This is a genomic window from Paenibacillus sp. MMO-58 (genome assembly GCF_037146255.1).
In the GTDB taxonomy this organism is placed as follows: domain Bacteria; phylum Bacillota; class Bacilli; order Paenibacillales; family Paenibacillaceae; genus Pristimantibacillus.
In genome coordinates, this window is the sequence record NZ_JBBCVY010000013.1 from 85,444 (window position 1) to 102,920 (window position 17,477).

Annotated in this window: 15 protein-coding genes; 2 read left to right on the top strand and 13 right to left on the bottom strand. The window is 50.8% G+C overall.

Going from position 1 to position 17,477, the window contains the following annotated elements; all coding sequences use genetic code 11:
* Positions 1 to 17: 17 nt before the first annotated feature.
* The 9 genes from WFJ73_RS28155 to WFJ73_RS28195 form a co-directional block, all read right to left on the bottom strand.
* Positions 18 to 1,418: a peptidoglycan DD-metalloendopeptidase family protein gene (locus WFJ73_RS28155; RefSeq protein WP_336776250.1), complete on the bottom strand. Its 1,401-nt coding sequence runs from the start codon at positions 1,416 to 1,418 to the stop codon at positions 18 to 20.
* Positions 1,419 to 1,714: 296 nt separating this feature from the next.
* Positions 1,715 to 2,389 (bottom strand): hypothetical protein, encoded by a 675-nt coding sequence (locus WFJ73_RS28160; protein WP_336776251.1) that lies wholly within the window; start codon positions 2,387 to 2,389, stop codon positions 1,715 to 1,717.
* Positions 2,390 to 2,525: 136 nt separating this feature from the next.
* Positions 2,526 to 3,812 carry an adenylosuccinate synthase gene (locus WFJ73_RS28165; protein ID WP_336776252.1) on the bottom strand — a complete coding sequence of 429 codons (1,287 nt, stop codon included), beginning with the start codon at positions 3,810 to 3,812 and terminating at the stop codon, positions 2,526 to 2,528.
* Positions 3,813 to 4,010: 198 nt separating this feature from the next.
* Positions 4,011 to 5,384 carry a replicative DNA helicase gene (dnaB, locus tag WFJ73_RS28170; RefSeq protein ID WP_116394517.1) on the bottom strand — a complete coding sequence of 458 codons (1,374 nt, stop codon included), beginning with the start codon at positions 5,382 to 5,384 and terminating at the stop codon, positions 4,011 to 4,013.
* A gap of 189 nt (positions 5,385 to 5,573) precedes the next feature.
* A complete protein-coding gene (rplI, locus tag WFJ73_RS28175) occupies positions 5,574 to 6,020 on the bottom strand; it encodes a 50S ribosomal protein L9 (RefSeq protein WP_116394516.1) in 447 nt (148 codons plus the stop codon).
* Complete coding sequence (locus WFJ73_RS28180; RefSeq protein WP_336776253.1) at positions 6,017 to 7,978, bottom strand: DHH family phosphoesterase; 1,962 nt, start codon at positions 7,976 to 7,978, stop codon at positions 6,017 to 6,019. The genes rplI and WFJ73_RS28180 overlap by 4 nt, the downstream gene beginning before the upstream one ends.
* Positions 7,979 to 7,998: 20 nt before the next feature.
* On the bottom strand, positions 7,999 to 8,892 hold the full coding sequence (locus WFJ73_RS28185; protein WP_336776254.1) for a DUF2232 domain-containing protein: 894 nt from the start codon (positions 8,890 to 8,892) through the stop codon (positions 7,999 to 8,001).
* Positions 8,893 to 9,038: 146 nt separating this feature from the next.
* Positions 9,039 to 10,892 (bottom strand): amidohydrolase family protein, encoded by a 1,854-nt coding sequence (locus WFJ73_RS28190; protein ID WP_336776255.1) that lies wholly within the window; start codon positions 10,890 to 10,892, stop codon positions 9,039 to 9,041.
* A 127-nt stretch (positions 10,893 to 11,019) separates the two neighbouring features.
* Positions 11,020 to 11,448, bottom strand: a complete 429-nt coding sequence (locus tag WFJ73_RS28195; RefSeq protein ID WP_116394512.1) for a CBS domain-containing protein — start codon at positions 11,446 to 11,448, stop codon at positions 11,020 to 11,022.
* 122 nt (positions 11,449 to 11,570) lie between these two features.
* Here WFJ73_RS28195 and WFJ73_RS28200 point away from each other — a divergent pair, with 122 nt between their 5' ends.
* Positions 11,571 to 11,924, top strand: a complete 354-nt coding sequence (locus WFJ73_RS28200; RefSeq protein ID WP_116394511.1) for a DUF4870 domain-containing protein — start codon at positions 11,571 to 11,573, stop codon at positions 11,922 to 11,924.
* Between the two features lie 80 nt (positions 11,925 to 12,004).
* On the opposite strand, the gene WFJ73_RS28205 is transcribed toward WFJ73_RS28200, so the two are convergent.
* Complete coding sequence (locus WFJ73_RS28205) at positions 12,005 to 12,772, bottom strand: DUF1836 domain-containing protein (RefSeq protein WP_336776256.1); 768 nt, start codon at positions 12,770 to 12,772, stop codon at positions 12,005 to 12,007.
* A 286-nt stretch (positions 12,773 to 13,058) separates the two neighbouring features.
* On the opposite strand from WFJ73_RS28205, the gene WFJ73_RS28210 reads away from it, so the two are divergent.
* Complete coding sequence (locus WFJ73_RS28210) at positions 13,059 to 14,366, top strand: hemolysin family protein (RefSeq protein ID WP_336776257.1); 1,308 nt, start codon at positions 13,059 to 13,061, stop codon at positions 14,364 to 14,366.
* 53 nt (positions 14,367 to 14,419) lie between these two features.
* On the opposite strand, the gene WFJ73_RS28215 is transcribed toward WFJ73_RS28210, so the two are convergent.
* From WFJ73_RS28215 to WFJ73_RS28225, 3 genes are all read right to left on the bottom strand, one after another.
* Positions 14,420 to 15,565, bottom strand: coding sequence for a cation:proton antiporter (locus WFJ73_RS28215; RefSeq protein ID WP_336776258.1), 1,146 nt, complete (start codon positions 15,563 to 15,565; stop codon positions 14,420 to 14,422).
* A gap of 164 nt (positions 15,566 to 15,729) precedes the next feature.
* Complete coding sequence (locus WFJ73_RS28220) at positions 15,730 to 16,908, bottom strand: NAD(P)/FAD-dependent oxidoreductase (RefSeq protein ID WP_336776259.1); 1,179 nt, start codon at positions 16,906 to 16,908, stop codon at positions 15,730 to 15,732.
* A gap of 23 nt (positions 16,909 to 16,931) precedes the next feature.
* A complete protein-coding gene (locus WFJ73_RS28225; RefSeq protein WP_116394506.1) occupies positions 16,932 to 17,354 on the bottom strand; it encodes a DUF1641 domain-containing protein in 423 nt (140 codons plus the stop codon).
* Between the last annotated feature and the right edge of the window lie 123 nt (positions 17,355 to 17,477).

Consider the following 17,477-nt stretch of genomic DNA (forward strand, 5'->3'; position numbering starts at 1 on the left):
CTTGGATAAAAAATATATTATAAGTACTTCAACGGGTTTTGCAGGACGCCGTTTTTCGTAATTTCGAAATGCAGATGCACGCCGGTCGATTCGCCGGTGCTGCCCATAATGCCGATACTGTCGCCTTTTTCGACAATCTGGCCTTTCTTCACGCCGATGGACTTCAGATGTCCGTACAACGTTTTGTAGCCATTCTTATGATTAATGATAATGCAATTGCCATAGCCCGTCTTCTGGCCAACAAACTCAACAACACCGTTATCCGGAGCCATGATGGTTTTGCCGCCCGTCATGTCAATGCCTTTATGCATCCGTCCCCAGCGCTGACCATACTTGCTCGACAGCGACCAGCCGGATACAGGAGATGCAAAATGGCCTGTACCTTCGCCAAGAATAACCTTTGTTCCCCGAATGATAACCTCGGCTACCGGCTTCACGACAACCTGACTATCTACGAGCTCTTCCGTAACAACCTTACCGTTCTGCTTCACAATCCGGTATGTAAGAGTCTTCTTGCCGCTCTTGCCTTCTGTCAGCACCTTCGATTCGCCAAGCTTCATGGTATCGCTCTTGCGGATCTCTAATGGAGCATCGTAAGTAATCGTTTCGGACTGGCGTTCTTCCGTCTTTACCGTCAGCTCCGGCTGAAGCACGGTTAAATCCAGGACATCGCCTTCTTTGATCATATCTTGCTCGATCCAGCCGTTGTTATCGTAAATGACTTGTTCGGAGATATTGAACTTACTCGCAATACATCCGATACAGTCGCCTTTCTGTACCGTATACTTCGTTGGTTTGACGCTGCCCTTCACAAGCTTCAGGTACAGCTCGTTAGCGTCCATGATCTTGTTCGGATCAACTTTTACTTCGTCTGTCTTAACCTCTTCAACGAATTTGACGCCCGTAAGCTTGTTGCCGCTGGACGATTCCGTCTTTTTCTTCTCAGCCTCTGCCTTGGAGTAAGACAAAGTCTTCACTTCGTTCTGCTTCTTCGCTGCCGCAAGCTGCGGAGCGTATTTGCTTTGTACCCGGTTCAAAATGGCATCGGCCGTTTCCTGATCCTTCACCACACCGGCTACCTTGCCGTCGATAACGAGTTCTACGCCTTCAGCATGCGAGGTCAGCAGACCTTTCAGCTTGCTTAACGTTTCTTCGGTCTCAGGGTCCGCTTTAAAGCCGCTTTCCCCGCTGTACGTAATCTCTCCGGTGTCGAGCACCATGCTGAGCTCCGGATTCGCTTTCTTTACTTCTTCGGTCTGCTGCTGAATCAACTGCTCAACCTCTGCGGGATCGCTGATGGAACCCACGATATTGCCGTCTTTATATACGTTGTAATAATCGACTGTATTCGCTTGTACGTATCCGGTACCACCGATACCGGCTGCTGCTAGGACTACCAGCACTCCTGCTGTAAGCATGACAGGTTTTCTCTTCCACATTGGAGTATGTGGTCTCTCTCCTGCCGAAGGAGGCTGCTTCTTGCCTTTCGAGTCTTGCGGATCACTAGGCCGAAAGTATTGGTTTACAAGATTCCAAGTCTTCCGGAAACGATCCTTGGGGCTGAAAACGGTCATGATGGTCTCCTTTTCGCACTTTTCCTGCAATAAAATACGGAATCCGACATAAAAAAAGACGAATGTCCTGTCGGATCACTCGCCTAATACTTTAACATATGGTTAATAAACGCGGCAACCATTCTTGTCAAGAGTCGAAATTAATATTTTTTCAGAATTGCCATCATTTGTTCATATTGGTCGCGGTCCAGATACTGTGCCATCAGCTGTTGAATCTGCGTAAGCTCCTCGTCCGTAAGCCCGTTTTCCATGTATCCGGAGATCGTCTGCATGGCCTCCTGCGGCAGCTTGCTCATGAGCAGACCAAACAATTGGTCCTTATCGGCTTCGCTCATCTGACCCTTCATATTGTTCATGTCCTCGGTCGTAATCGCCGTTTCCGTTCCGTCAATCGACGGTGCTTCATCATCGTCAGTCTGGCTGCTGCCCTCCGTCTGACCCGTGCTTGTACCCGCTTCCTCCGATTGGCCGGTTGTGCCGCTCTCCGCCTTCGAGCCTCCGCCAACGCCGATATCCGTAAGCGGCGCAGTGGATGGCTGGTCGGCAAATGCGTCTACCGCAACCTTATCTCCGTCTGTCCCATCCGTGCCCGTCTTCTCGGTATCCTCCGTCTGGACCGGCTCCTCGGCGCCCCACAGCTTGCCCCATACCCCGGACAAAGCCATCGGTTGTACCTCCAGCGGCAGATTATACTGCTTCAGCAGCGTCTGTACATAACTATTAACGATATAGCCGGTTGTCCATATGGAGAGAAAGCTGACAATGAGACCCGCCGCTACGATTTTCGCGATCCATACGGCTGCTTTTAACCACATTTACGCTCATCCCTTTCCTTCTGCTATCTATCATTATGGTCAAAGAATAGGGAGAGCAAACTATGAAAACGACAAAAAAGGATAGTCCCGGCCATTCCGCCTTGGACTATCCTTATCTTTAAATTCTTGTCGCGTTCTATTCGTAGATTGGACGAACGATGTTCGTTTGTTCACGGTTGCGTCCAACCGAGAAGATGGCAATCGGAATACCTGTCAGCTCGGATACGCGGTTCAGGTAGTTCAGCGTGTTAACCGGAAGATCTTCCAGTGTTTTCGCACCCGTAATATCTTCGCTCCAGCCCGGCATCTCTTCGTATACCGCTTCGCATTCCGCCAGCATCTTGAGGCTTGCCGGGTAGTGCTCGATGACTTCACCGCGATATTTATAAGCCGTACAGATCTTCACGGTTTCAAGGCCGCTCAGTACGTCCAGCGAGTTAAGGGACAAACCTGTAATACCGCTGACGCGGCGTGCATGGCGGACAACAACGCTGTCGAACCAGCCAACGCGGCGCGGACGGCCGGTAACGGTGCCGTACTCATGGCCTTTGTCGCGGATCAGATCGCCGATTTCGTTAATTTGCTCCGTTGGGAACGGGCCATCGCCAACACGCGTTGTGTAAGCTTTCGCTACGCCGATAACCTGCTGGATCTTCGATGGACCTACGCCGGAACCGATACATACGCCGCCAGCCGAAGGATTGGAAGAAGTTACGAATGGATAAGTACCTTGGTCAATATCAAGCATAACGCCTTGCGCGCCCTCGAACAGCACTTTGCGATTCTCGTCAATCGCATCGTTCAGAACAACCGAAGTATCCGTTACGTAAGGACGAAGCGTCTCAGCGTAGCCTAAGTATTCCGCAATGATTGTTTCGGCATCAAGCGGCTCTCCGCCGTATACTTGCTGGATCACTTGGTTCTTCTCCGCTACGAGGCGGCGTGTTTTTTCCGTGAACTCTTCTGCATCCAAAAGGTCCGCGATACGGATCCCGTTACGCGCAGCTTTGTCCATGTAGCATGGGCCGATGCCTTTGCGTGTTGTACCGATTTTGTTATCGCCCTTGCGGTCCTCTTCGAGGCCGTCCAGCACGAGATGGTAAGGCATAATGACATGGGCGCGGTCACTGATTTTCAGATTGTCGCTCGAGAAGCCATTGTCATGAATATAGTTAATTTCGTCGATCAGCGCTTGCGGGTTGATAACCATCCCGTTGCCGATGACGCAAATTTTATTTTGATTGAAAATACCCGATGGAATCATCGTCAATTTATACTTTTTGTTGTCAATGAGAATAGTGTGTCCGGCATTGTTACCACCTTGATAGCGAGCGACGACGTCGGCTCCGTCCGCCAAGTAATCGGTAATTTTGCCTTTCCCTTCGTCTCCCCACTGCGTACCGACAACAACAACCGTAGACATAAACATACCCCCGTCCGGTGATTTTGCACACCGAAAATTACCGTCTTAGCATTAACCGGATCGGCGCTTCTTACTCAAAAATGGTCCGACCGCGTAAAAGACAGCAATAACAGTGTAGCAGTCCCGTATAGAGAAGTCAAACAAAAAACGAACAATTGCACAGTCGCCCATACAATTGTTCGGATATTATACATAACCTTATGATGCCTGCGACGGGTCCTCGTGGGTCCTGTCTAAGCTTACGAATTTATTGAATTGCTTAAGAAAGACCAGTTCGACCGTACCGACCGGGCCGTTACGCTGTTTGGCAAGAATGATCTCGATGATATTCTTCTTCTCGGATTCCTTGTCGTAGTAATCGTCACGGTACAGGAACCCTACGATATCGGCATCCTGCTCGATCGAGCCCGATTCCCGAAGGTCGGACATCATCGGACGCTTGTCCTGACGCTGCTCGACACCACGGCTGAGCTGCGACAGGGCGATAACCGGCACTTCCAGCTCACGGGCGATCTGTTTCAGAGTACGCGAAATCTCGGATACTTCCTGCTGACGGTTCTCGCCCGCTTTGCCGCGGCCTTGAATGAGCTGCAAGTAATCAATAAGAATCATGCCAAGACCTTTTTCCTTCTTCAGGCGACGGCATTTCGCGCGGATATCGGCAACCGTAATGCCTGGCGTATCATCTATAAATACATTCGCTTCCGACAAGGCGCCAATCGCCATCGTCAGCTTCTCCCAATCGTCGCCCTCGAGCTGGCCGGTACGCATCCGGGTCGCGTCTACGTTCGACTCGGCGCAGACCATACGCTGAACGAGCTGCGCCGCGGACATCTCGAGCGAGAAGATGGCGACGGTCTCGCGGGCACGGACGCCGACGTTCTGGGCAATGTTCAGCGCGAAAGCCGTTTTACCTACGGAAGGACGGGCCGCGATAATGATCAAGTCACTGCGCTGGAAGCCGGCCGTCATTTTATCCAAGTCGACGAACCCGGAAGGAATACCGGTTGTTCCTGCACCCTTCTGATTGTAGAGCGTCTCGACCTTCTCGAATACTTCCATCAGAACGTCGCGGATGGAGATAAAACCGCTGCTTGAACGGCGGTTCGAGATCTCCAGAATTTTACGCTCCGCATCGCTCAGAAGAATACCGACTTCATCCGTGCTTGCGTAACCGTCCGACACGATATTGGTAGCTGTCCGGATCAACCGGCGAAGCATCGATTTCTCTTCCACGATCTGCGCGTAGTAATCGACGTTTGCCGCCGTTGGCACGGCGCTCGCCAGCTTGGCCAGATACGAGACGCCGCCAATCTCTTCGATCAGCTGTCTGTCCTGCAAATAAGCGGTCAACGTGATCAGATCGACCGGCTGCCCGCTCTCCCCAAGCTCAACCATCGCTTCGTAAATATGTTGATGGGGAACGCTATAAAAGTCTTCGCTGCGAAGCCGCTCCATCGCGGTGATCAGCGCCTCCGACTGAAGCAGGATCGCGCCGATTACGGCTTGCTCCGCCTCCAGGTTTTGCGGCGGCACCCGATCAAACATCAGCTCCGTACTACTCATGCTCATGCTTTAGGCTCCCTTCCAATGAATGCTGAATTGCTTCCGATTCCGTTCATGCTACAACGAACAGTGTAGCAGTTGCAGGCCGCCGAAAGCTATGGAAAGTTCCAGCATCGGCCTGTCCGATTGGACAACAATGGCGATGCTCTCACATCGCCATTGTTGTCTTGCTTCTATTACGCTTAATAAGGGCTCTTATTCTTCGGTAACTTGAACGTTAAGCTTCGATTTAACGTCCACATGCAGCTTCACCGGTACTTGGGTAACGCCGAGAGTGCGAATCGCATCTTCCAGCTCGATTTTGCGTTTGTCGATTTTAACGCCTGCCTGAGCAGCTAGTGCCTCGGCAATTTGCTTGCTTGTAATGGCACCGAACAACCGGCCGCCTTCGCCCGCTTTGGCCTTGATAACAACCTTCAGCTCTTCCAGCTTCTTGCCGAGCTCAACCGCATCCGCTTTTTCCTTCGCTTTGCGTTTCTCTTCCGAAGCATTCTGCACTTCCAGCGTCTTCAGGTTGCCGTCGGACGCCAGCTTCGCCAGTCCTTGCGGCAGCAGGAAGTTGCGTACGTAGCCTTCCGACAGCTCCTTCACATCGCCCTTTTTACCTTGACCTTTAACGTCTTTCAAGAAAATTACTTTCATTCGAATAACCCCTCTTCCGCTTCAATTTGTGCGAGTACGGTCTTGAGCTTGGCCGCCACTTCCTGCACGGTGCCCTCTAGTTGAGCCGCCGCGTTCGTCAAGTGGCCTCCGCCGCCCATTCGTTCCATCACGACTTGTACATTCATATGCCCAAGCGAGCGGGCGCTTATGCCGATAAGTCCATCCGGCCTTTCCCCAATAACAAACGAGGCATATATATCCGTCATGTTAAGCAGCGTATCCGCCGATTGCGCGATTAGCAGCTGAGCCACCTTTCGGCCCGGCTCCGTCACCGCTATCGCCACATGATCATAGTACACCTCGGCATGCTTGATGATCTCGGCCTTGCGTACATACTCCTCAAGATCCTCCTTCAGCATCCGTTGAATCATCGTCGAGTCCGCACCGTTGCGGCGGAGGAACGATGCCGCGTCAAACGTGCGGGCGCCCGTCCGGAGCGAGAAGTTCTTCGTATCGACCGTAATGCCTGCCAGAAGCGCCGTTGCTTCGCGTACATCCAGCAGCACCCGGTCGTGAATATACTGCAGGAGCTCGGTGACAAGCTCGCAGGTTGAGGAGGCGTAAGGCTCCATATAGACCAGAATCGCGTTCGAGATAAATTCCTCGCCGCGGCGGTGGTGGTCAACCACTACAATTTTATTCGTCTGCGCCAGGATGCGCGGCTCTTTCACCATCGATGCTTTATGCGTATCAACCACAACGGCCAGCGTCCGGCTGTCCGTTATGCCAAGCGCCTGCTCCGGCGTAATGAACCGCTTTGTGAACTTCTCGTCCTCGCGCAGCATTTCCATCATCTTCTGAATGGCCGGGTTAATGCCCTCGAGCACGATATAAGCTTCCTTGCCGAACATCAGAGCCGCTTTCATAATACCGATAGCCGCGCCTATCGCATCCATATCCGGCATTTTATGACCCATGATGACGACGTTGCCGCTCTCCTTGATTAAATCGCGAAGCGCGTGCGCAACGACACGGGCGCGGACCCGCGTACGCTTCTCCACCGCATTGGTCTTGCCGCCGTAGAACGACTGGCGCCCGCCAACCTTCACCGACGCCTGGTCGCCGCCGCGTCCAAGGGCAATATCCAGACTGGACTGCGCCCATTGGCCAAGCTCGACTATGCTTTCCGCTCCGGCCGCGAAGCCGATACTGAGCGTAATCGGGATTTTCTGATCGGCGGTCATCTCCCGCACTTCATCCAGAATGACAAACCGCGACTGCTCCAGCTGTCTCAGCGTCTTCTGATCGGTAATCAGAAGGAACCTGTCCGAGGTTACCCGCTTCAGGTACAGCTGATACCGCTGCGCCCACTCGGTAATTTCGGTCGTCACCTTCGACTGGAGCGAGCTCCGCTGATGGTCGTCCATCCCTTGCGTAACTTCCTCCAGGCTGTCGATCATAACGACGCCCATTGCGAGCTTCTCTTCATCGTATCGTTTGCTGAGCTGCCAGAGGAGCGTAATTTCCTGTACGTACAAAATCCGCTCCTTCTGCTTGAAGATCAGCTGGTAGACATGCCCGTCAACCGTCGCTTCAACGGTTCCTTCCTTGTCTTTAACCTGCTGCAGAGCCGGGAACAACTCGGTGAGCGGCATCCCGATCACCGATTCCTCGCCCGCAATTTGCGAAATATATGGATTATGCCATTCTACCGTACGGTCTTCGTTATACAAAATAACGCCAAACGGAAGCTCGCCGATGACGTCATTGCCGACCTTTTTCACCCGGTAGGATAACGTCCCGAGATACGACTTCAAATCCTTGCGGAAAGCCCGCTCCGCAAGAACAGTATAGACAGCTGCGGCTATAGTGAGAAGAAGCGCGATAAGCCCAAGCACCCACCAAAACCAGGTGAGCACGACGGTCATAAGAACCATTAATGCGATAGACCAGACCTGATGCATGCCATGCCATCGCGTGACAAGAAACTTCGGCATTTCCTATTCGCTCCTATTGCTTATGATGATTTCGAAAACGACTTACGGATCGGAAAAGCGGCATCAAGTACGCCAATCAAGCTTAGCGGCGGGAAGATAAGAAGCGGAATTGCGATAATAACCGGGACCGCCTTATTCCATCTCCGCTGATGCGCGATGTAGAAGAAGAATCCGATCGCTTGAATCGTGAACGCATACCGCATTAGCGGCACCACATTCATAAGCGCTACGGAATAGAAGGAACTGCTGCTGCTGTCGGCAAACATCTGCAGGATATACACGACCAGGTAGTAAAAGACCATAATGCGCGGAAGCATCCAGTCTTTTGCCTTAGGCATGGTAGGAATATCCTCGATTGTAGATGCCAGCGCCTTGCGTGCAAAATACTGCGTTATGACCGCATACACGAAGGAAATCAGAATGATCGCCTGCGGAATCGATTGGATCATAATCTTGATGATGGATTCCGTATAGTCGCCGTTCCACTCTTTCGGAAGCACATGCTCCGAGTCGAGGTCAGCCACTAAGCTGCGGACAAACTCGCCGATTTGATCAATAAACGATTGTTTCAGAACCCCTTCGAAAATAAGCAGCTCCGCCAGCAGACAGAACAGAATCGTTAGCGTCGTCCGCCTTAATATATACGGTGCTGACGCCTTCTTCCGGTACATCTGCCCCATCACCATAGCGGGGATCAGGAAGAATAACGCGATAATAAGAACCGACGGCCCAAGGATAACGGCCGCGATGATCCATACCGGTACAAGATGCAGTAAAAAGGACCGGGTCGACAGCGTCGTATACAAAATGACGTAAGGCACCATTAGCAGCATAATGGTCAGCATATTAAACACAGGTACTGCCAATGACAAAATAAGAAGCAGAGACGCACCGCTCCATAGAACTGCTTTCATACCGGGCTTACCTTTCAAGCCGTTCACCTCTTGCGTACATAATCAGTAAACAAACATTCAAACTCCATTATATCATAAAAGCAAAATAGATCACGCACATCCTTTAGCGCTTGCCGCCCGTCTATCGCGATTAGGCGCCGGCGGGCTCAGCTTGCCTTCCATGACGCATCGCCCGCCGCGGTTAATTCAAGCCCCAGCTTGCCCAGCAAGGATAATGGCATAAACATCCGGGTTCCGATCGAGATCAAGGTCGCTTTTACGTCTCCCGCCTCCAACCGGTATCCCCGCTCCAGCATTAACATTCCATCCGAGGGAGCAAGCTCGGCGCCGCTAATCACGGGAGACGCCTGACTATTGCTACGCTTGGCAATAACCCTGTGGGCTGCTTTATCCCATGCCAGTCTGTAGCCCTGCTGCTCAAGCGAACGGACATCCACGTACGGCTCGCCTTTATAATCGACCACCGCATATTGACGTGCCCCCCAGCTAAGCAGCCCCGCCCCGCTCTTCACCCTGACGAACTCGCTGCGTACAGGCTGGCCCATTTGGATATCCTTATTCAGCTTGCCGTTATCGAGAGCCAGATGACCTCCGACAAGCACGTAACGGATTCCATCGGACAGCTGCTCCGGATGCTCAACCGTTGAGCGGTCTTTAATCGTCTTGTAATCGAAGATGACGATATCCGCATCCATTCCTTTGGCGATCCTGCCTTTATTGCGAAGTGCCGGGGCTTGCTTTTCCAACCTCTGAGCCGGCATAAGACTCATCTTCGAGAGTGCATCCATTAAGGTAATGGTATGTTTCTCCCGGACATACCTTCCGATCGTTCTCGCGAATGTTCCGGAAGCACGCGGATGATTATTGTGGCCGGGCTCCAAGATCGCATCGCTGCCGATCATCACGTAAGGCGCCTTCAGCGCCTTTACGACATCCTGCTCGGGGATGGCGTAAGCTACCGCAAGCTTGCCTTCCGCGCGATACCGGCCAAACGTCTCTTCGGTCAAGCGATGATTGGTGCCCGCAATCTGCAAGTCGCGGAACGTAATCCGGAATCTCGATTGCCAGCCCTCATCGAACCTTGTCGAGTTCAGGAAGGTCCCCCAATAATCATAAGGATATACGCAGGCGGTAATATCGAGCCCTTGTTTGCGGACAGCCTCCAGAAGGGAGAGCGACCTCTTCATCGAGAAAGTGCCCCCTGTGCTGTTGATATGATCAATATGGACGGCTGCCCCTGTTCGCCGGGCATAACCGATCAACTCGTTAAGTGCATCCATATTGGTGCCCGGCTCCTCCATATCGGAATAACGGGCATGGAAGTAGACAGGTACGTTGTAATCGTAGGCAAGCTGCATCATTGGCATAATCTCGGCTGCCGTTATGCCCGGCACATATTCAAGGCTGAAGGAAATGCCGAGTGCTCCGTTATTGAGTGCCTGCTCCGCCTGCTTGACCATCTCCGCGATCTGTTCCGGCCGGGCGCTGCCATAACGGCTGAGTTCGTAACGGTTGCGGGCTTCCGTGTAGAAGAACGAAGCTCCGAAATTAACCGGCGTCATGCTTTTTGCATAATAGTTATACCATTCTTTGGGCGTGGAGGTTCCACCGTGCATGGCAATGTTGGTCGTGACCCCGTCGGCGATCTTATTCCAGACCCCCAGCGGGTTCGGATTGTAGGAGAGGTTGTCGATAAATCCCGGCGCCACAATGAGGCCGGCTGCATTTATAACATGCTTACCCTTTAAAGGCTTAGATGTAACAATCGCAATACGGCTGCCTTTTATGCCGACATTCCAGCCCTTTTTATCCAGCCCGGTTTCCGGATTCATAACTCTGCCGCCGGCAATAACCGTATCGTAGACCGTCTCCGATGCCGCCGCTTCGGATGCCATGCCGCATTTCCCCCCCCCTGTTACCCCGATAACCAACGCGAATAATAAAACAAAAAGACGGTACCGTTTGCGGCCCCCGTCTTTTTGGTGCTCATTCCTATTCATGAAGCCCCTCCTGAAGTCATGCTCGCTTGGCCTATTTTCTCCTACTCTATCTGAAAATATAGCTGCGCATGCCATGCTTTTTGGAGATGCTGAATGCTCTTCGTTCATAATGGCCAATTGAAACTGGTCAAGCCTCCATTGCAACCGATGGCGAACCCGGAATAAAGGACTGGCAGTAATCGATGATTTCGCTTCTTCGGACGATGCCGATGAAATGGCCGCGGTCGTCCACTACGGGAACAAAATTCTGAACCTTCGCAAGGGCAATCAAATCCTTCATATCCGCATCAATCCGAACCGAGCGGTTCATCATCCGGAGCGGCACATCCTGCAGCTTCACCTTATTAGCGTTCTCAAAGCTTATGCCCGGCGTGTTCTTCATGTACCAGAGCAGATCGCCTTCCGTTACCGTACCCGCATAACCGCCCTCTTCATTAATAATCGGGACCGCAGAGTAGCGGTGATGCTCCATCTTCTCGAGGGTTTGCCTGAGCGTTGCATCTTGCGTTACCGTAATAACTTCCTGCTTGGGCAGCAGGAAAAACGCAATATTCATCCGTCATTCAACTCCAATCTTTCCTAGTGGCTTCACTATAACATACGTAATGACATATAACTTTTCGGACATGAATACAATCTTCTCGAGAGAGTCGATTATAGAAAGGATGAGATCCGTTCATGTCCAGCGCTTCCTTCGAGCCTGATCGTTCCTCAACAGGTATAGACCCCAAAGTGGCAGGACTGCTTGCTTATTTCCTGGGCTTTATTACCGGTATTATATTCCTGGTCGTGGAGAAACAGAGCCGGTTCGTAAAATTTCATGCCCTTCAGTCTATCGCGATTTCCGTTGTATTCATTGTACTCAATATCGTGCTTGGTTTCATTCCCGTTATCGGCTGGCTTCTTGGTCTGGTTCTGACACCTCTTGGCTTTATTCTATGGATAGCCCTGATGCTGCTTGCCCTGCAGGGCAAGCGCTTCAAGCTGCCGTATATCGGCGACTGGGCGGAACAGCAATCACATAAATTCTGATTAGCCGAGGCAGTACGGGAGCGTAAAGCTTTCGTTGCTGCCTTTTTAAATCGCCTTGAATGCCTATGTGTACGAACCGTTTAAGAATTCAGGAACAAGGTGGCATGACAGTACCTTTTGGCCAGGGAGTGAAAGTAAGAAGTACGGATCGAAATGACGGCGATGAACAAAATATGGCGCAATGCCTCCGTCTGCTCCTCGTTTAGCCGCGGCAATATTTGCAGGAAGGGCTCGGAAGCGCTGTGAAGCATCTGCTCCATAATAGCCTCCCTGTCTTTCGCATCCGTATAAGGACGAGCCATATCGAACAGCCGGTAGCCGCTCGCCGCAAGCTCCTCATACATGGAAGTATACGCCGCATACAGCTCAAGCGGACCAATGAGGTCGTCTGTTTCGTCTTCCGGTTTATTGAACAGCCGGTCGAACAGCTTCCTTATAGAACCAAAATCAAGACTGGATTTCAGATCTTCGATAATAAACAAGAGTGCTGTCTGATTCAGAGAATATTTTTTGCCAATTTTCGGACAGTCGAAATAAGCCTTGAAATCTCTCTTTACCCAGTTTTGCATCGATGTAATCGACATTTGCGAAAAATCTATTAATCCGCCTAACGCGGATATCTCCTGCAAAGAGAATCCTTTTACCTCGCGTCCTTTAATCAACTTCACCAGGACAGGCGGAAGCGCCGTCGACAGAAATGCCGGCAGGGACGATCCGGATTCATAAGCATCACGGTGCGATTGTTTCCAAGCCTGCTGCAAAACCTGAAGCGGCCCACAGCAATTTTGTCCTTGCATCGCAAGCAGCAAATCCGCCATCTCTTTGCGGGTAAGCGTAAAAGCCTCCATATCGCTTACCTCCTTATGACTTAAAGGGATTGGCTTGATGATTACAAGCTCATCTGAACTTATCATACGCCCCTGTACAGAGCCTTGTAAAGACGAGGTATTTGCCAAAATTGTAATGATAGCTCCGAATTTTTCGTCATAATGGTTGGTATTGCGCCCGTAAAGTAAAATAGCAGGTTTGCATCTGTTAGCTGAAGTTCGTTATAGTAGATCATAGGAACTTATAATATTTCATAAAGGATTGTGAAGAACCCAAATGGACAGTAGTATAGGATTTAATTTGTTTATGATTGCTGTATTAATTGTATTGACCGCCTTCTTCGTTGCTACGGAGTTCGCAATTATCCGCCTTCGCGCGAGCCGAGTGGATCAGCTGGTGCTCGAAGGCAAGAAAAACGCGCTTGCCGTACAACGCGTGACAAGCAACCTTGATGCTTATCTTTCGGCTTGTCAGCTCGGTATTACGATTACCGCCCTCGGACTTGGTTGGTTAGGTGAACCGACCGTTGAACGAATTATCCATCCGTTATTCGAGAAATTGGGCGTAAACAGCGATTTGAATCATATTATTTCCTTTGTTATAGCATTCGTTGCCGTTACATTCCTGCATGTGGTCATGGGTGAACTTGCACCGAAGACATGGGCCATCCAAAAAGCTGAGTTTATCAGCTTTGCCGTAGCCAAACCGATTATCTACTTCCACAAAATCATGTACCCGTTCATCTGGGTGCTGAATGGTTCCGCAACAAGCCTGATCCGCATGTTTGGACTGAAGGCTGTGAAAGAGCATGAAGAAGCGCATAGCGAAGAAGAAATTCAGATCATTCTGAACGACAGCTTCCAAAGCGGTAAAATCAATAACACCGAATACGGTTACGTGAGCCGGATCTTCGCCTTTGACGAAATGCTCGCCAAAGAAATCATGGTTCCGCGTACCGATATGATTTGCTTATATACGAATAACTCGATGATGGAGAATATGGACATCATCCGCAAAGAGCAGTACACGCGCTTCCCGGTAGCAACGGGCAGCAAAGACAACATCGTTGGCATGATCAACACGAAGCAGCTGTTCCTTGAATTCCAGGAAAACAAAGAATTCAACTTTCAGAAGCTGGTTCATCCGGTCTTGGCCGTGTCCGAGGTTTTGCCGGTTAAGACGCTCCTGAAGCGCATGCAGCAGGAACGCGTTCATATCGCGGTTCTGATGGACGAATACGGCGGCACTTCCGGCATGATTACCATCGAAGATATCCTGGAAGAAATCGTCGGCGAGATTCGAGATGAATTCGATACGGATGAACGGAAAGAAATCGAGAAGCTTGCGGATAACTGCTACCTGCTTGATGGCAAAGTCTCGCTTGACCATGTATCCGAAATAACTGGCGTTGCAATCGATCAGGAAGATGTCGACACGGTCGGCGGCTGGCTGTTCTCGGAATTTACCGATCCGAAGCCGGGCAAGGAAATGCACTACGAGAATCTCCGTTTTATCATCCGTGAGGTTGGCAAGCACCGTATTAAGAAAGTCGAGCTTATTATCGAAGAAGAAGCTGACGAGAGCACTCATGAAGCCGAAGTGGAAACGGCGTAAATTATACGATGAACAAAGGGCAGCCTTCGCGGGCTGCCCTTTCCTGTCCTCTGTTATGCCGTCTGCCTTTCTTTAAAAACCTGCTTGAGGAGAGGCGGCGTAATAAGCGTCGTCAGAATAACAACCAGAATAACCGACGTAAAATATTTCTCCGGCAATAATCCCGATTCCAGCCCCGCTGCCGCTATAATTAACGCCACCTCGCCACGCGATACCATTCCCGCTCCAATTGCAATGGAAGACCGGTTATTAAATCCCGTAAGCCGAGCGCCTAGACCGCCTCCAAGCAGCTTTGTAACCGCCGCAACAATCGTTACAAGCACGATGAAGAGCAGCTGCTCTCCTACGCCGTCAAAGGTTATATGCAGTCCGATGCTTACGAAGAAGACCGGCACGAATAACGTATAGGCAATCGGCTCTACCTTGGACTCCACCTGATGCTTGAATGGCGTTTGCGATACGGCAATACCGGCGGCAAATGCCCCTATAATGCCTGCAATACCCATCTCTTCCGCGAAGTAGGAGAAGGCAAAGCAGATGATCAATGCGGCGCTCATGGCCGTCTCCGTTACCTTCAGCGGTGCAAGCCATTTTAGGAAACGCGGCACAAGCAGCCAGCCCATTAGCCCGATAACGACAAAAAATAATAATTTCTTGCCGATCAAAAGCCCAAGCGATACATCATTGGCCGGTATTAGGAAGCCCATTATTACCGCCAACAGAATGACAACAAGCACATCATCCACCACTGCAGCCCCCAGAATGGTCGTCCCTTCCCTCGACTGCAGCTTATCCATCTCCTTCAACGTCTGCACCGATATGCTTACCGAGGTCGCGCATAAGAGCAGTCCCAGAAACAGCGCCTCGTTATTCGATAGTCCAAACGCTGCCGCAATCCCGTAGCCTCCAACAAAGGGCAATATGATGCCTCCAACCGCTACGGCAAAGGATGGCTTCCAATTCCTCCGCAGCTGATCAAGATCCGTTTCGAGTCCCGCTATAAACATAAGCAGCAGCACGCCGATTTCCGAGAAATGTCCGATAAAATCATCGGGTTTCACCCAGCCAAGCACAGCCGGTCCTATGATGATGCCGGCAATGAGCTTTCCAAGCACGGCCGGCTGTCCCAGTTTCACCGATAACGCGCCAGCCAGCTTGGTTGATACAATAATGATAGCCAAATATAGAATAAACTCCATTTCCGCTCCTTCCTCCTTCTTTTCAGCATAACAAAAGGAGCCTGCTCCTATGCAGACTCCTTGAAATAGACAGAAGGAGCCCGCTGTGGCAGGCTCCTCCAAGGTCATGCTTATTTTATTATTCATACGGGCGAACCGAGAAACGGTTTCGCTGTTTAGTAAGACTATTTCAAGAACGAGAACAATCCGTTTACGTGAGTCAGGTAACGAACGTTACTTGCCTCTTTCATAAGTGTAGCCGCTGTACCTCTCAGCTTCAGCTGGCTTGCACCGATCGTACCGATCGCATCTTTGCGGCCAAGGCTCGCAAGTACGCCGGAGTTAACGAATTGGAACGATTTCATCGGGAGACCTTTCGCTTGCGCGAACAGGTTGTAACCGATGCATTCGCCCATTTGCCATGCGATTTGCGCGCTTGGCGGGTACGGACGGCCTTCTGGACCCATTACGAACGCGTTGTCGCCAGCCAGGAAGATATCCGAGTGGGAAGTCGATTGCAGGAATTCCGTTACCGAAGCGCGGCCACGGTTTACTTCGATGCCACAGTTAGCTACTACAGGGTTGCCTGTAACGCCGCCTGTCCACACGAAAGTATTCGTTTCGATGGAGCTGCCGTCTTTCAGCATAACTTTGTTGCCTTGAACTTCAGTAACCGCTACACCCATAATCAGGTTAACGCCACGGTTAGTCAGGCTGGATTTCGCGCGCTCAAGAAGGTCAGCCGGGAAGCCCATCAGAATAGTTGGACCAGCTTCGATGTTGTACAAGGAGATTTCGCTCTTGTCAACGCCGTACTGTTCACACCATTTAGGAAGCATATCAACGATCTCGCCGATCAGCTCGATACCTGTCAGGCCGCCGCCGCCAACAACAATTGTTGCGTCTGCTTTATTTTTCGATTGCGCGTAAGCCGCAATGCGGTTTTGGATATGCGCGCTAACGGCTTTCGCTTCTTCAACCGATTTCAGCGTCAGGCTGTTTTCTTCCAGACCAGGAATGCCGAAGAATGCTGTTTCGCCGCCGAGAGCGACAACCAGCTGATCATATCTAACTGTGCCGTTGCCAGCCAGCTTCACTTGTTTTTTCTCAGGATCAATGTTATCAACTGTATCGATAACCAGGTTGATCGATTTGCCTTTCAGCAGTTTATCCAAAGGAAGAGCTACGTTTCCTTCGTTTACGCCGCTAACAGCCAGACGGTGAAGCTCGGTAATGATTTGGTGGTAAGGAGTTTTGTTGATCAGTGTAATTTCAGCTTCTTCAGCCGAAACATATTTGCGAGCTGTCAGTGCGCTAAGAAGACCGCCATAACCGCCGCCAAGAATTAAAATTTGCTTAGCCATGTTTACCCTCCGCTCTTGTATGATTAACCGTTTTTACGCTCAGCCAATACGTTCAGGAACGATTGGGCAAAACGAAGCGTTGCTTGTACTTGCGGATCTTTCAGCATCTTCAGAATGCCAAAGAGACCAATTGTAGAGTTATCGGCTTGAGCGCGGTCGCCAGCTTCAACTGCTGCGTTTGCGATGCCTTTAGTCGTGTCTACGATTGGTTTAACGAATTCGCCAAAGCCGTGAACCATATCGTTCACAAGAACTTTGTCGTTAGCTACAGTAGTAGCCACATCATAAGCTTTAGTGAGCAGAGTCACCAGTTCAGCCAGTTTAGGCAGGTTTTCCACCAATTGAGTCAGCGATTGCTGAATTTCCGGCTTCAGCAGTTGCTCAAGCACGTCCAGTTCACGTACGGAACCGGATTCTTCAGGTAATTTCGTTACGGTTTCAGACATACGAATGCATCCCTCTTTCCATCTGTAATCGATCAAATGATTTACTTGCATAAGCCGTTATTCCACATCTGTCATTAAAGTGAAATTATTCACAATGAAGACCCAACATCATCGCCGACTAGT

Coding starts and splice junctions, on each gene's coding strand:
- WFJ73_RS28200 (WP_116394511.1), top strand. CDS start 11,571: ATGTCCAGCGCTTCCTTCGAGCCTGATCGTTCCTCAACAGGTATAGAC.
- WFJ73_RS28210 (WP_336776257.1), top strand. CDS start 13,059: ATGATTGCTGTATTAATTGTATTGACCGCCTTCTTCGTTGCTACGGAG.
- WFJ73_RS28160 (WP_336776251.1), bottom strand. CDS start 2,389: ATGTGGTTAAAAGCAGCCGTATGGATCGCGAAAATCGTAGCGGCGGGT.
- dnaB (WP_116394517.1), bottom strand. CDS start 5,384: ATGAGCATGAGTAGTACGGAGCTGATGTTTGATCGGGTGCCGCCGCAA.
- WFJ73_RS28215 (WP_336776258.1), bottom strand. CDS start 15,565: ATGGAGTTTATTCTATATTTGGCTATCATTATTGTATCAACCAAGCTG.
- rplI (WP_116394516.1), bottom strand. CDS start 6,020: ATGAAAGTAATTTTCTTGAAAGACGTTAAAGGTCAAGGTAAAAAGGGC.
- WFJ73_RS28155 (WP_336776250.1), bottom strand. CDS start 1,418: ATGCTTACAGCAGGAGTGCTGGTAGTCCTAGCAGCAGCCGGTATCGGT.
- WFJ73_RS28220 (WP_336776259.1), bottom strand. CDS start 16,908: ATGGCTAAGCAAATTTTAATTCTTGGCGGCGGTTATGGCGGTCTTCTT.
- WFJ73_RS28205 (WP_336776256.1), bottom strand. CDS start 12,772: ATGGAGGCTTTTACGCTTACCCGCAAAGAGATGGCGGATTTGCTGCTT.
- WFJ73_RS28180 (WP_336776253.1), bottom strand. CDS start 7,978: ATGCCGAAGTTTCTTGTCACGCGATGGCATGGCATGCATCAGGTCTGG.
- WFJ73_RS28190 (WP_336776255.1), bottom strand. CDS start 10,892: ATGAATAGGAATGAGCACCAAAAAGACGGGGGCCGCAAACGGTACCGT.
- WFJ73_RS28185 (WP_336776254.1), bottom strand. CDS start 8,892: ATGAAAGCAGTTCTATGGAGCGGTGCGTCTCTGCTTCTTATTTTGTCA.
- WFJ73_RS28195 (WP_116394512.1), bottom strand. CDS start 11,448: ATGAATATTGCGTTTTTCCTGCTGCCCAAGCAGGAAGTTATTACGGTA.
- WFJ73_RS28165 (WP_336776252.1), bottom strand. CDS start 3,812: ATGTCTACGGTTGTTGTTGTCGGTACGCAGTGGGGAGACGAAGGGAAA.
- WFJ73_RS28225 (WP_116394506.1), bottom strand. CDS start 17,354: ATGTCTGAAACCGTAACGAAATTACCTGAAGAATCCGGTTCCGTACGT.